Below are 13,447 nucleotides of genomic sequence, written 5' to 3'. Positions count from 1 at the left end.
GCGGGAACGCCCTCTTGCGGCAGCGACTCGGAGGTCAGTCGGTACTCAGATACTGTGTCGTTTTCTGACAACTCGTACATAGCAATGTCTTTGAGTGGCAACGCGTTCGCTAAGTCGTCGTCGTTTGTCATCATTCCCCAGTGGTCGAGATCCACCAGTTCGAGCTCGGTTGCAGCTACCTGCGTATGGGTCATGGTGAAACACCCTTTCTTCTTCTCAAGGTGATCGAGATCCTGTCTCGAGGTCGCGTGAATGCTGCGCCGTCATGGTGGGCGTCGAGTTCAATACTTGAGGGCTGGCGTCCAGCCATGACAGGCACGGAGAAACCAGCACCAAGAAACCCTGGCGACGGCAGCTGCGGTCCTCCGTAGGATCGGCTTACGCGCAACGCCGCCTTCGTTTGTGTAGGTACCCCCAGGTGGTCTCCTTAGGTAGTAAGTATTGGACGGCCGTAAGTTGTGTGGCTCATGGCCAGGTGTCAGAAGGACTTCGGCTCTACCCTCCACGACGCCAAACCCGCATCTTCAATTCAGCAGCGTGCATTGATCTTGCCCTAAGAGAAACGCCTCGGATAGTGGTGGTTTAACCAATTGGCGAGCAAAGACTTGGTCTTGTTTCAGTGTCCCTGCCCACCCCTTGGATGTAGTCCGGATCACTAGGAGCGGATAGCCGCATGAGTTGACTTTCTCCCAAGTGCAACGCTTCGGATAGTGGTGCTATAGCCAATCGAACCAGGAGGAGTTGGGGGTATTCCAGCGACTCGGTCGGAGCGACGACAAAGCCTCCCCAACCGGCAGAACCGACAACGGGGCCGGGGTATTCGTGATTGGGAAGACGCCAAAGGCCTGACGGCTCGTTGGTAAAACAACTAGTGACGAGCGGATGACCAAGCAGCGAACATCGTAGTCAGACCATCGGCGTGTGATGCACGTCCCAACAACTGAGCAAGCCTTTGTGACTTTCGCCATGCGCGCCTAAGGAGCAGCCGCTTATGTCGGACCGCGCTGAAGGCGCGGCCCTGTCTCGGGGAAGACTATTACTTCTAGGAAGGTACTGATCGAATATGGACCTAATGAGTTCAGTGGATACTAAAGCGCCGCCACAGAGCCAGCCTCACCTCAAGGGCAACATGGGGTTCCTCTCGCTGTTCTTCAGCGTGGTGGCGTACAACGCCCCTCTGGTGGTCGTCGTCGGGGCCATCCCCATCATGGTGAGTAGCGGGGCAGGCCTGGGAACGCCAGTATCGTTCATCATTGCAGGGGCCATCTTGGGCGCCTTCGCCGTCGGCTTCACGCGAATGTCCAAAATCATGCCGAAGCCCGGTGGCTTCTACTCGATGATCACCGCCGGACTCGGGCGGGAAATAGGCCTTGGCTCAGGACTGGTTGCACTTCTGGGTTACTTCTGCGCCTATGCCGGAAGCGTCGTGTTCGGGGGTGTCGTCATGGGCGAGTTGGTACATGGCACGCTCAACGGGCCCAACCTCCCTTGGTACGTCTGGGCAAGCATCTTCTGGGCTGCCAGCTCAATCCTCGGCTATTTCAAGGTCGAACTGTCAGCAAAGGTGCTGACTATCTTCCTGCTCCTTGAGGTCGTCATCGTGGTCGCTTACGACGCCCTTGTTTTCGTCAATGGGGGAGCCGGCCATGAGGGCATCTCCGTTGCACCGCTGAGCCCGATGCACTGGTTCGATGGGTCCTTCCCTCTGGGTTTGCTCTTCGCTCTCGGGATGTTTGCAGGCTTCGAGGTGACCGTCCTGTTCCGTGAGGAGGTCCGGGATCCCAGCCGAACGATTCCCCGCGTCACCTATGCCGTCATCGCCTTGGGGACTGTCGTCTACGGCCTTTCCGCACTGTTGTTCCTCAACTCGATCGGTCTCGATAAGGTCGTTGAAGCCGCCACCGAGGACCCAACCGGTTCAATGACGCACAGCCTCCAGGCTTTCGGCGGGAAAGTCCTCGCGGACGCCGCGACCGTCCTCGTCAATACGAGTACCTTTGCCGTGATCCTCGCAGCGCATAATATTTCGGCCAGATATTCCTTTAATTTGAGTGCCGACGGAATCCTTCCGCGGAAATTGAGCATGGTGCACCCCCGCCACGGCTCTCCGCACGTCTCGTCCATGGCCATTAGCGGTGCAGGCCTGGTTGTAAGCCTCATGGTGGTCTTCACGGGAATCGGGGCCATTGACTTCTATACGGCTCTGCTCGGCATTACCAGTTTCGTGATCCTCGGCGTGATCTTCGTGACAGGAGTCGCAGTTCCGGTCTACCTGCGTCGCCATGGCCAGCAGCATTCTGTGTGGAGCAGGGTCGTCTTACCGGCCGTATCGCTCATCGGTCTGGGAGCCGGACTGATCCTCGCGGGGATCAATTTCCCCCTCCTGGTGGGCGGCTCCTTCGTCTTGGCAACCATTCTGATGGCGCTGATCGTCGGCCTGTTCGTGCTCGGCATCGCTCTCGCGGTGGTTTACCGGCGGACCAAGCCGGCCACCTATGCCCACATTGGTCGGCAGTAAAGTCCGGCAACAGCTAGGCAGTAGGACGCCGGAAGGTCCGAAGCCGACGGTCTGGAACCTGTAAGCGAGGGGTGCGACATGACTGCTCTATGGGCCGGACCAGAAGGACTGGAACTCGCGACCCCGCCGTCAAATGGCAGGCCAAGCCGCGCTGGTCAACCACTTCTCAGTAGGTTGACCAGCGCGCTAGTAGCCCCTGCTCCACATGGTTTCGAACAGCTATCCCTTGCCAAGCTGTTGGATTTGCGGTTCGGAGGTCAAGAAGTGCTTGACTTTGGTGTTGTGGGTGATGGAGAACGACTCATGCAGTGGGCTCTTTAAAGACCGCGCAAGGATGATATCGCACGGCTGCAACCTGACGTGTTTCTGGGCGCTGCCGGACGTCAGATTGGGTGCCGTTGACCCTGGCTGAGGCCGTGGGGCACGGTGAATCTCAACGGTGCATGATTTGTGAGTTGCAGAATTGTGTTCCACGGCGATCCATAAAGAACTGATGATAGTGTCGGCCTCTTGGACAAGCGTCACATGGTCCCCGCTGAATACCGGTGCCGCCCAGGCTGCGAAAGATGGCGGGGCTGTACCGCAGGCACCAAAATGTTTCAGGCACACCTATAGAGTGGTAAACCGGTATGTTTTGCTCAGAGCGCGGCGTTGTTTAGGGCGTGGGGTGGACGCAGGAGTCCTCGTGTGAGGGCCTCTGCGGGGTCGCTTCCTAACTGAATTACCTTGTTGTTGTCGTCTACATGGACGACCCGAGGCTTGAAGGCTTCGGCTTCTTCTGTAGTCATGTCAGCGTAGGTGATCAGGATAACGATGTCGTTTTCCTGCACCAGGTGGGCTGCCGGGCCATTGATGCCTATCACACCGGAGCCGCGTTCTCCGGCGATTGTATAGGTCTCCAGACGGGCACCGTTTGTAACGTCGACTATGGCGACCAACTCTCCCGGAAGAATATCGGCCGCGTTCAAGAGGTCTAAGTCGACAGTAATTGAACCGACGTAGTGCAAGTCGGCATGAGTAACCGTGGCCCGATGAATTTTAGACTTGAACATTGTCCGTTTCATTTGAAGCTCCATTTATAGCAATTTGTAACCGTTCGATCGGCTTTCCCCGATCCGACCAAAGGCTACTCGGTTTGGATTTGCCTCGGCAGTCATGGTGCCGGCCTTTTTAAGCCCACTTTGGCCGGAGATGCGTGAAGATATCTTGATTCGATGAGGCGACCTGCGGTGAGGTGTCACATACGTTGCGAATATTTGATGATCCCAGTGATCATCCGACGCCTCACCGCAGGAACTTAGGCTGCAAGTATGCAGTTACACGGATCGCTGGTCTACGCCGTTGTATTCGCTCAAGGGGCGGATGAGGGAGTTGGAGGCCACCTGTTCCATGATGTGCGCGGTCCAGCCGGTGATGCGGCTGGCGACGAACAAAGGGGTGAAGGTCTGGGTGTCGAAGCCCATGAGGTGGTACGTGGGTCCGGCGGGGTAGTCGAGGTTGGGCTTGATGGCCTTTGCCTCGTCCATGGCCTGTTCGAGTCCGTTGTAGAGGCCCAGGAGCTCCGGACGTCCGTAGTGGGCGATCATCTTGTCCAGCGCGGCCTTCATGGTGGGCACCCGGGAATCGCCGTGCTTGTACACACGGTGTCCGAAGCCCATGACCTTTTTCTTCTGGGCCAGGGCGTCTTCCATCCAGCCTCGGGCCCGGGTGGCGGCTTCCTCCAGTGATTCTTCGCTGCGGATGCCGATCTCATCAAAGGTGTGCATCACGGCCTCGTTGGCTCCGCCGTGCAGTGGACCCTTCAAGGCGCCAATAGCGCCCGTTACGGCCGAATGGAGGTCCGAGAGGGTGGAGGTGATGACGCGTGCAGTGAAGGTGGAGGCGTTGAAGGAATGTTCCGCGTAGAGAATCATGGAGACGTTGAACGCCTCTACTACTTCATCCACGGGGTCTTCGCCGAAGGTCATCCACAGGAAGTTGGCTGAGTAGTCCAGATCCTCCCGCGGCTCGATCACGGACTGGCCACGCCGGCGGCGCTGGTCATACGCCACCACGGCGGGCATGGCTGCCCACAGATCGATTGCCTTCTTCATATTGGCCTCTGGAGATGAATCCTCAGCCAGCTCGTGCCGTGCACCGAGGACTGACGTTGCCGTGCGGCACACATCCATCGGATGGGCAGTGGTGGGCAGGGCATCGATGATCAGTCTGAGAGCCGGATCGAGTGCTCGGCCTGCTCGCTCCACTGCGACGAGTCCGGCTAACTGCTCCGTGGAGGGTAGTTCCCCGTTCCACAGCAGGTAGGCAACTTCTTCGAAGCTGCACTTGGCGGCCAGTTCCTGGACGGGATAGCCGCGGTACAGCAGGGAGTTGGTGTCCGGGTTGACCTTTGAGACGGCGGTGTAATCCACCACGACGCCGGCAAGGCCCTTTTTGATTTCTGTATCAGCCATGCTGAACTCCTTCGTTGCAGTTCTCGTTTAGTGGACGTCAGGAATCTGGAAATTGAAGATGCCGGTATCGAATCGGTTATAGGCCTCGTAATCGACGAGTTCGTAGAGACGCGCACGCGTGAGCATGTTTTCGACGTGCGCTTCCTGGGTCCCCGCAGCCTTGATCGATTCCAGCGTACGCTCTGCAGCGCCCATGGCAATGCGGAGTAGGGTGACGGGGTAGATGACCATGTTCACGCCCACGCTTTGGAGTTGTGCAACGGTGAAGAGCTCGCTTTTGCCGAACTCTGTCATGTTGGCCAGGATGGGCACGTCCACGGCGTCGCGGATGGCTTGGAACTCGGCCAGGTCGCGCATGGCTTCGGGGAAGATCGCGTCTGCCCCGGCGTCCACCAGGGCTTTGGCACGGTTTTGTGCAGCCTCCAAGCCGTCTACTGCGCGGATGTCGGTGCGGGCCATGATGAGGAAGTTTGGGTCCCTGCGGGCGTCGGCAGCAGCACGAATGCGTTTGGTGGCCGTATCCAGGTCCACGACGTTCTTGCCGTCCAGGTGTCCGCAGCGTTTGGGGTTGAACTGGTCCTCGATGTGAAGCCCGGCCAGGCCCGCGTTTTCGAGTTCCTGCACGGTGCGGGCCACGTTCATGGGTTCCCCGAAGCCGGTGTCCGCGTCCACCAGCGAGGGAAGGTCCGTCATCCGGGCGATCTGACCGGCCCGGGTTGCTACTTCGGTGAGGGTGGTCAGGCCGATGTCGGGCAGGCCGAGGTCGTTGGCCAGGACAGCGCCGGAGATGTAGACACCGGCGAAGCCTTTCTCCTCGATCAGCCGTGCGGAGAGCGGGTTGAACGCGCCCGGGAACTGCTGCACGGTCCCGGAGTCCAGCAACTCCCTCAGGCGCAGCCGCTTCTGTTCGGGCGTGACTTTGGAGTACAGCATTTAGAACAGTCCCTTCGGAGCGGCCGCGAGGTCGATCACGCCGGGGGCTGCGGTGATGTTGAGCTGGTCCAGTTCGCCTGCGCCGAGTTCGGTGACGCGTTCGACGGCGGCGAGGAACCTTTCGATCTCGGCCTCCTCCACGAGTCCTGCGGCAAGTGTGCGGAACTTGTTGATGTATTGCTCGCGGGCGAAGGGCCGGGCCCCGAGCGGGTGGGCGTCCGCCACTGCGATCTCATCGGTGATCACTGTGCCGTCGGTGAGGGTAATGACAACAGTGCCGCCGAAGGCTTTCTCGGCGATGTCCAGGGAGTGGTAGCGGCGGGTCCACTCGGGGTCTTCGACTGTGGTGACTTTGTGCCAGAGTTCCACGGTGTCCGGGCGCGTGGCGCGCTCCGGGGCGTAGGAGTCCACGTGGTGCCAGGCGCCGTCCTGCAGCGCGACGGTGAAGATGTACGGGATGGAGTGGTCCAGGGTTTCGCGGGACGCGGTGGGGGAGTACTTCTGGGGGTCGTTGGCTCCGGAGCCAATCACGTAGTGCGTGTGGTGGCTGGTTTTGATCAGCACGGAGGCCACGTTGGCGGGGTGGGTGGTTTCGGGGTGCTCGCGGTTCAGTTTCCGGGCGAGGTCGATCCACGCCTGGGCCTGGTACTCGGCGGAGTGCTCCTTGGTGTACGTGTCCAGGATGGCGCGCTTGGCCTCACCGGGCAGGGGCAGCGGAACCTCGTAGGAGGCGTCCGGGCCGTCCAGCATCCAGGCGATAACACCATCTTCCCCTTCGTAGATCGGCACCGGAGAAGTCTGCCCGCGCATGGAACGGTCCACGGCTTCAACGGCCATCTTGCCCGCGAAGGCCGGGGCGTGGGCCTTCCACGTGGAGATTTCACCCTTGCGGGACTGCCGGGTGGCGGTGGTGGTGTGCAGGGCCTGGCCCACGGACTGGAAGATCGTCTCAACATCCAGACCCAGCAGGGTACCAATGCCTGCCGCGGCGGAGGGGCCGAGGTGGGCAACATGGTCGATCTTGTGCTTGTGGAGGCAGATGGCCTTGACGAGGTTCACCTGGATCTCATACCCGGTGGCGATGGCCCGGACCAGATCCTCGCCATTGGAACCCACGTGCTGGGCCACCGCCAGGATTGGCGGGATGTTGTCGCCGGGGTGGGAGTAATCGGCGGCCAGGAATGTGTCGTGGTAGTCCAGCTCCCGGACGGCCACACCGTTGGCCCAGGCAGCCCACTCGGGTGAGACCTGCTGCTCGATGCCGAACACGTGGGCGCCCTTGCCGTTCGCGGAAGGCCCATGCGTCAACGCCTGTGCACGGGCTGCCACGATCGGGGCCCGGTTCAACGAGGCAATGGCCACCGAGGCGTTATCGATGATCCGGTTGATCACCATGTCAGTGACCTCAGGAGTGACCTCCACGGGGTCGGCAGCGACCACGGCGATTTTGTGGGCCAGCTGCTCTTCACGGGGCAGGTTCTCTTCGCTTTTGTAGACGCGGACGTGGTGGTTCTTGACCATGGTGCTCCTTTTTACTGAGGGGTTCTTTAGCGGGCCTGGTGGGCGGCTTTGACGTGGGTGAGGCTTCGGTGCAGGTGAACGATGGTGGCTGCCTCGGCCAAGCGGGGATTTCCGCCGGCAATGGCTTCGGCAATGGCCGCATGTTCGGCGGCGGCGGCGTGGAGCCGGGCCGCGTCGTCGGCTGCGAGGCGGCGGATTCGGACCAAGTGGACCCGGATGCTTCGCATGGCGGTGGCCAGGTAGGAGTTTGAGATAGCGGCGTCTATGGCCTCGTCCAGCTGTCCCACTAAGTCGTAATACTTGTGGCGTCCGGGGTCCTCTTCGCTGAGCAATTCGGGGGCCCGTAACAGCTGCGAGTGAAGTTCAGAGAAAACGGCAGGCTCACCCCGCTGGGCTGCGAGGGCCGCAGCCCTGACCTCAAGCGTCTCGCGCAATTCGAACAGTTCGTCGATGCTCTCCAGCGAGACGTCGGTGACGACGACGCCGCGACCACCCGCCGCCGTCGTCAATCCTTCTGCGGTGAGCCGGCCCAGCGCCTCCCGGACCGGGGTGCGGGATACACCCAATCGTTCGGACTGCTCCACTTCCGCAAGGACTGCGCCCGGGCGAAGACGCCATTCAATGATGTCTTCACGGAGGGACGAATAAGCCCGATCACTGGCGCGCATAGCTCGAGTGTATACATAGTGATGATTTGCGTGCAATAACGCCCGATAAAAGGACTCGCTTGTATACATTTGGCGCAGAGGGGCCTAGGGTTTGCGTGAGGCCTGTGCCCAATCGGGCTGCATGTCCACGATGTACCAACCGTCATCCGGTGACCGTCCAGTCAGGTTCCGTCAACATGGAGTCGCCCAACCTACCGTAGGAGAATTAGATGGGACCAACTAACAGTTCAGGGTCGGACGTTTCAGCTGACTCCAGCGCTCCTTACGGTAACGGTCCGAGGAGTGCGGTGAACTCGGAAGCAGCTCAAAACCCTGCCAAGGTGCGCATTCATCACTTACAGCAGGCAAAGTTCGATGGTAAGAAATTTGCAATGCTAACCGCATACGAGCAATACGCGGCAGAAATTTTTGATGCCGCCGGCATCGAGGTGCTTCTCGTTGGCGATTCGGCATCCAACAATGTTCTCGGCAACGAAACCAGCATTCCTGTCACCGTGGACGAACTACTGCCGTTGTGCCGTGCAGTTGCCCGATCGACAAAGCGCGCCTTGGTCGTGGCGGACCTACCATTCGGCAGTTACCAAGTTTCTGCGGAGCAGGCCGTATCAACAGGCGTCAGGTTTCTCAAGGAAGGCCTGGCCCACGCCGTAAAGATCGAGGGCGGCAGCTACTATGCGCCCACCGTGCGCGCCATGGTTCAGGCCGGAATCCCGGTGATGGCCCATATTGGTTTCACTCCGCAGAGCGAGCATGCGTTGGGGGGATATCGCATCCAAGGCCGGGGCGACGATGCGCAGCGGGTGATCGACGATGCAGTCGCTCTTGCTGACGCTGGTGCATTCTGCGTACTGATGGAAATGGTTCCTGCGGAGACAGCAGCCGCCGTGGATGCGGCAGTCCGTGTTCCAACCGTTGGCATCGGCGCTGGCAAAGAAACCACGGGACAGGTGCTCGTGTGGCAGGACATGGCGGGCCTGCGCGGCGGACGAATGGCGAAGTTTGTCAGGCAGTACGCAGACCTTCGCCGCACGCTTTCGGACGCCGCTACCGCTTACGGCAACGACGTCCGATCTGGACGGTTTCCAGGTCCGGAGCACTCTTTCTGATCCGGGTACGGCGCGCGACAGTTCGCAGACGTTTCTTGGCAAACACGGCGTAAAGCTGCCGTGTTTAGCGGGACAGCTGAGGGCACTGACGTTCTAAGCCCTAGCCGCAAATCATTGTGAAAATACTGAAGGTTCTGCGAAATTTCGGTTGATTATCTAAATGCGTCGAAAGCCCTGTATGCCCACACTGAAGACAGCGGATCGCAACACTAGTTGAGATGAGGGCGAGGACGATGAAGCGCAGAGGGACACCGTACAACTGCCCCCGCTCCGGGCCGCTCACGGTGGAAAGGGCTAGATCGACCTATGTTTTGACCCTGTCCGTAGAGACTTGCGCCGTCGCACCTGTGGATAGATGGAGTGATGGGACGATTTGGCCAGATTGCGCTGATCCGACGGATCGGACCAGCGCTCCGGCGTCCGAGGGAAAGTACTTTTAGGGGTACCTGGTCCTGTTGTGGCAGCGTCCGCTGCCTCGGCCACTGCCGCATATGAATGCGGATGCTCAATCAAACCGGTCGTCATTCCAAAACGATGGAGCGGGCGTTGCTTTGGGCAAGACACGCGGTCGCCGTTGAATCCGCCGATACGGGAGGTCGCTCATCATGAACCAAGGCTTCAGGCCAAGCCAGCAGGTCCATCTCAGGACCGATATGGCTGAAAGAGCCTCAATCCCTGAAAGAGTGCTGAATCCATTTGAGTCCATTCTCATAGAGTCAGGGGAGCGCGCAGCCACTGTGGACGCCGTTGCGAGGTTCGCAGGCGTTTCGAAGGGCGGGCTACTTCACTACTTCCCAAACAGGGAAGCATTGGTTTCGGCACAGCTCGGAAGGTTTGATGAGTTGGTATCGGAGGATTTCGACGCCATGAGAGCAGCGCCCGACGGGCCGGTCGCATACTTTCTCCAGACATCTTTCTGGAGCAACTCGCCGCTGGATAGAGCATTTGTGGCCGTGAATCGGCTTTCGCAGGTGGCGCGGAGCGAGATCCAGGGAAGGCTGATGTACGTCCACGAGCAGTGGCTGGAGATTCTTGCAGCGGAAGTCGGCCCGGAGCTGGCTTTGGCCATCCGCTATATAGGGGACGGCTTGTTCTTCAACGCAGTGTTTCACCAGGGTGAAGAAGCCAGCCAGAGCTACCGGGAAGCTGAGGCTGCCGCCCTGCTGCATACCATGCGCAAGATCCGGAGCCCTTGAACTCCGGATCCACGACGGAATTGCCCAGATTCTGTTGGGGGAGACCGAGGCCCCTCCCTAACCGCTAAAGCCTGACCATAGGAAGGATGCGGCACTCTTACTACGGTTAGGCAACGCCCAATCGCTCCCGAGTGCGCGCGTCTACTTCCGCTGCCTTTTCAGTGCACGTCCCAGCCGTGCTGCCGCTTCCTCAAGTTTCGCGGATGGAACGTCACCGTAGGCCAGGCGTAGGTGTCGCTCAGCGTCGGTCCCCGGTCCTGAAGGGAAGAACGAACCTCGCTGGTATTCCACACCCTCGGCGCTGGCATCGGTCGCGAGCTGGTCTGGGTCCACTGAGGAGTCTGACAGTTTGGGCCAGAGGAAGAGCCCGCCGTCGGGAAGGACGGTCTCGAAAGCGCCTGGCGCCTCGCGATGAAGAGCATTGACAAGTGTTTCCGCCCGGTCCTTGTACAGCGCACGGGCGCGGTTCAGTGTCGCGTCAAAGATCCCGGGATCGGACGTTACCAGTTCTCCGACGATCGCCTGGACCAGCGTGGAGCTGTGCGAGTCCTGCCTGCTCCGCAGGGCGACGAGATCACGGGAGAGCCGCTCGGGTGCCACGGTCCAGCCCAGACGCAGCCCCGGCCCTAGGGTCTTGGTGAACGTGTTGATGTGGAGGACGTGGTCAGAGGTATTGAATTCCTCTACGCTCTCCTCCTCGCCGGAAAAACGGAGTTCGCGGTACGGGTTGTCGGCCAGGATCACGAAACCGTAGTGCTCCGCCAGCCGGACCAGCTCCTGGCGTGCCTGTCCGGGAAGCGTGCCTTGGGAAGGATTGTGGAAGTCCGGCACCGTGTAGAGCGCGGAGGGACGGGCACCAGCGCGCAACTGGTCCGAGAGGTGATCGACGTCGAGACCCTGCGGTCCCACGAAGATCGGCAGGGTCCGCGCATCGGACAACTGAAGCCCCCGCAGGAACAGCGGGAAGATCGGGTTGTCCACCGCCACCAGGTCCCCGCGTTCCACTACGGATTGGATGGCCAGGGAGAGTCCGTGGAAGCCGCCGTTGGTGATAAGGATCCGGTCCACTTGTACGCCTTCTCGTTCGGCGATCCATTCACGTAGTGGGGAGATACCTTCCGTTCGCGAGTATTGGAGTGCAGGGACGCCGGGCTTCGCCAACAGTCGGGAGGTAGCGGCGGCCAGCGCCTCTGTGGGGAGCACGCTGGGATCAGGGATGCCGCCCAGGAGTTCGATCGCGTCTGCTCTGCGGTCCCGCAGCGTCTGGTCACCGAATCCCTTCGGTGCGGTGAAGGCCTCGATCAGTGCGGGGCGCCGGGCGGTAGTCAGGGTCTGGGTGGTCATGCTGTGGATTTCGCTAGTAGTTTGTCTTCCGTGGCAATCCGGTCAAGTGCCGCTGCGGGAGTGGCTAGAGGTATCGAGTCAAGGAGTGCACGGGTATAGGGGTGTTGCGGTCGCGAGAAGATGTCTTCCACCGCTCCGTCTTCCACCACCTGCCCCTTCCGCAGGACAGAAACGGTGTCAGCCACCTGCCTCACCAGCGCCAGATCGTGCGAGACGAACAGATACGTCAGGCCCAGTTCGCGTTGGAGTTTGGACAGCAGCTCCAGGATCCCAGCCTGCACACTCACGTCCAGCGCGGATGTCGGCTCATCCAGAACTACGACGTCGGGCCTCACCACCAGCGCCCGAGCGATCGCAACCCGCTGGCGCTGGCCACCGGACAGGTGCGCAGGTCGCCTGGAGGCCACATCGGAAGGTAAACCCACAGCCTCCAGCGCCTCGCGAACGCGCTGGGCACGCTCGGGCTTGGTCCCCACACCGAACTGGTCCAACGGTTCGCGAATGATTCTGCTGACCCGCCAGGTCGGGTCCAGCGACGTGAAAGGGTTTTGGTACACGAGCTGAAGGTGCCTGCGGATGTCGCGCACTTCGGCACGGGACCTGCCCGACGTCGATTGGCCGGCTACCGCGATCTGCCCACCGTCGGGCTGTTCAAGGCCAAGCAGCAACCGCACGGCAGTGGTCTTGCCGGAACCGGACTCGCCAACGAGGGCGTGCGTCCGTCCGCGTTCCACGGAGAAGGACACGCCGTCGCAGGCAAGGACGTCCTTCCCGCCGGCCGAGAAGCGCTTGGTCACCTCTCGAACATCAATCTGGAGGCCCGCTGATGGTGAGGAAACATCCCCGGTGCGGGAGTCGCCGTCGTGCACTGGGTCCACTGGCCGAAAGGCAGTGCGCTGGTCCCGGTACCTGTCCGGATGAAGAGCAGGCACGTCCGCCTGGAGGCTGCGGGCGTAATCCGTTCGCGGTACGGCGAAGACGTCCCGGGATGGGCCGCTTTCCTGCACTGTGCCGTCCTTCAGCACCACCAGCTGATCGGCGCGTTCGGCCGCGATGGCGAGGTCGTGCGTGATCAGCAGCAGGCTGATGTCCAAGTCCCGGCGGAGCTCGGTGAGCATGTCCAGGATCAGTTTTTGCACTGTGACGTCCAAGGCGGAGGTGGGTTCGTCGGCCACGATCAGCGATGGCCGGGGGAGTACGGTGAGCGCGATCAGCACGCGTTGGAGCATGCCGCCGGAGAGCTGGTGGGGGTAGGAGTCGTACACCCGCACGGGATCGGGCAGTCCCACTTGCTCCAGCACGTCCAGGATCCTGCCACGGCGAACGGACGGATCGGTTTCGCCGAGCAGCGCCGCGGCTTCCTGTGCCTGGGCGCCGATGGTCCGGACCGGGTTGAGCGCAGACGCCGGATCCTGTGGGATAAACCCGAGTTCCCGGCCTCGGAGGGAACGGAACTGCTTTTCGGGCAGGGCCAGAATATCGCGACCGTTCAATGCCACCCGGCCCGCCGCCGTCGCTTCGCCGTGGGGAAGCAACCGCAGGACGGCTTTGGCGATGGTCGACTTGCCAGAACCGGATTCGCCGATCAGCGCCAGGCTCTCGCCTTTGGCCACCGAAAACGAGACGTCATGGACGACGGCGGTGGGACCGTAGGCGATCGACAAGCTTTCCACTGTTAATAGGTCAGCTGACACGTCGGTGTCCTTTC

The 13,447-nt window shown here is 60.9% G+C and carries 11 protein-coding genes; 3 read left to right on the top strand and 8 right to left on the bottom strand.

All coding sequences use genetic code 11. The features are described from left to right. A partial coding sequence (locus J7I86_RS06175) for a hypothetical protein (protein ID WP_214817518.1) occupies positions 1-194 on the bottom strand: 194 nt, incomplete at its 3' end. An 878-nt stretch (positions 195-1,072) separates the two neighbouring features. Here J7I86_RS06175 and J7I86_RS06170 point away from each other — a divergent pair. Then, positions 1,073-2,518, top strand: a complete 1,446-nt coding sequence (locus tag J7I86_RS06170; protein ID WP_214817515.1) for an APC family permease — start codon at positions 1,073-1,075, stop codon at positions 2,516-2,518. A 638-nt stretch (positions 2,519-3,156) separates the two neighbouring features. Here the strand turns inward: J7I86_RS06170 and panD are convergent. From panD to J7I86_RS06145, 5 genes are all read right to left on the bottom strand, one after another. Continuing rightward, positions 3,157-3,582 carry an aspartate 1-decarboxylase gene (panD, locus tag J7I86_RS06165; RefSeq protein ID WP_214817512.1) on the bottom strand — a complete coding sequence of 142 codons (426 nt, stop codon included), beginning with the start codon at positions 3,580-3,582 and terminating at the stop codon, positions 3,157-3,159. Between the two features lie 252 nt (positions 3,583-3,834). After that, positions 3,835-4,971: a bifunctional 2-methylcitrate synthase/citrate synthase gene (locus J7I86_RS06160; protein WP_214817494.1), complete on the bottom strand. Its 1,137-nt coding sequence runs from the start codon at positions 4,969-4,971 to the stop codon at positions 3,835-3,837. Between the two features lie 27 nt (positions 4,972-4,998). Further along, on the bottom strand, positions 4,999-5,904 hold the full coding sequence (gene prpB / locus J7I86_RS06155) for a methylisocitrate lyase (RefSeq protein WP_214817491.1): 906 nt from the start codon (positions 5,902-5,904) through the stop codon (positions 4,999-5,001). After that, complete coding sequence (locus J7I86_RS06150) at positions 5,905-7,425, bottom strand: MmgE/PrpD family protein (protein WP_214817488.1); 1,521 nt, start codon at positions 7,423-7,425, stop codon at positions 5,905-5,907. It abuts the gene before it with no gap. Between the two features lie 26 nt (positions 7,426-7,451). Beyond that, a complete protein-coding gene (locus J7I86_RS06145; RefSeq protein ID WP_214817485.1) occupies positions 7,452-8,093 on the bottom strand; it encodes a GntR family transcriptional regulator in 642 nt (213 codons plus the stop codon). Between the two features lie 209 nt (positions 8,094-8,302). Here J7I86_RS06145 and panB point away from each other — a divergent pair, with 209 nt between their 5' ends. Both panB and J7I86_RS06135 read left to right on the top strand, forming a co-directional pair. After that, complete coding sequence (gene panB, locus J7I86_RS06140; protein ID WP_214817482.1) at positions 8,303-9,199, top strand: 3-methyl-2-oxobutanoate hydroxymethyltransferase; 897 nt, start codon at positions 8,303-8,305, stop codon at positions 9,197-9,199. Positions 9,200-9,852: 653 nt separating this feature from the next. Further along, positions 9,853-10,395: a TetR/AcrR family transcriptional regulator gene (locus tag J7I86_RS06135; RefSeq protein WP_214817478.1), complete on the top strand. Its 543-nt coding sequence runs from the start codon at positions 9,853-9,855 to the stop codon at positions 10,393-10,395. 141 nt (positions 10,396-10,536) lie between these two features. On the opposite strand, the gene J7I86_RS06130 is transcribed toward J7I86_RS06135, so the two are convergent. Both J7I86_RS06130 and J7I86_RS06125 read right to left on the bottom strand, forming a co-directional pair. Beyond that, positions 10,537-11,739, bottom strand: coding sequence for a PLP-dependent aminotransferase family protein (locus J7I86_RS06130; protein WP_214817475.1), 1,203 nt, complete (start codon positions 11,737-11,739; stop codon positions 10,537-10,539). Then, positions 11,736-13,433 carry an ABC transporter ATP-binding protein gene (locus J7I86_RS06125; RefSeq protein ID WP_309476673.1) on the bottom strand — a complete coding sequence of 566 codons (1,698 nt, stop codon included), beginning with the start codon at positions 13,431-13,433 and terminating at the stop codon, positions 11,736-11,738. Before J7I86_RS06125 ends, J7I86_RS06130 begins: the two co-directional genes overlap by 4 nt. Positions 13,434-13,447: the final 14 nt, after the last annotated feature.

Origin of the sequence: Arthrobacter sp. ISL-95 (assembly GCF_018613695.1) — a bacterium.
Lineage (GTDB): Bacteria > Actinomycetota > Actinomycetes > Actinomycetales > Micrococcaceae > Arthrobacter.
This window is presented reverse-complemented; position numbering and strand designations above follow the sequence as displayed.

What these genes read in the sequence shown, in the direction of transcription:
- panB (WP_214817482.1), top strand. Translation starts at nt 8,303, where the DNA reads ATGGGACCAACTAACAGTTCAGGGTCGGACGTTTCAGCTGACTCCAGC.
- J7I86_RS06160 (WP_214817494.1), bottom strand. Translation starts at nt 4,971, where the DNA reads ATGGCTGATACAGAAATCAAAAAGGGCCTTGCCGGCGTCGTGGTGGAT.
- J7I86_RS06145 (WP_214817485.1), bottom strand. Translation starts at nt 8,093, where the DNA reads ATGCGCGCCAGTGATCGGGCTTATTCGTCCCTCCGTGAAGACATCATT.
- J7I86_RS06170 (WP_214817515.1), top strand. Translation starts at nt 1,073, where the DNA reads ATGAGTTCAGTGGATACTAAAGCGCCGCCACAGAGCCAGCCTCACCTC.
- panD (WP_214817512.1), bottom strand. Translation starts at nt 3,582, where the DNA reads ATGAAACGGACAATGTTCAAGTCTAAAATTCATCGGGCCACGGTTACT.
- J7I86_RS06150 (WP_214817488.1), bottom strand. Translation starts at nt 7,425, where the DNA reads ATGGTCAAGAACCACCACGTCCGCGTCTACAAAAGCGAAGAGAACCTG.
- J7I86_RS06135 (WP_214817478.1), top strand. Translation starts at nt 9,853, where the DNA reads ATGGCTGAAAGAGCCTCAATCCCTGAAAGAGTGCTGAATCCATTTGAG.
- J7I86_RS06130 (WP_214817475.1), bottom strand. Translation starts at nt 11,739, where the DNA reads ATGACCACCCAGACCCTGACTACCGCCCGGCGCCCCGCACTGATCGAG.
- prpB (WP_214817491.1), bottom strand. Translation starts at nt 5,904, where the DNA reads ATGCTGTACTCCAAAGTCACGCCCGAACAGAAGCGGCTGCGCCTGAGG.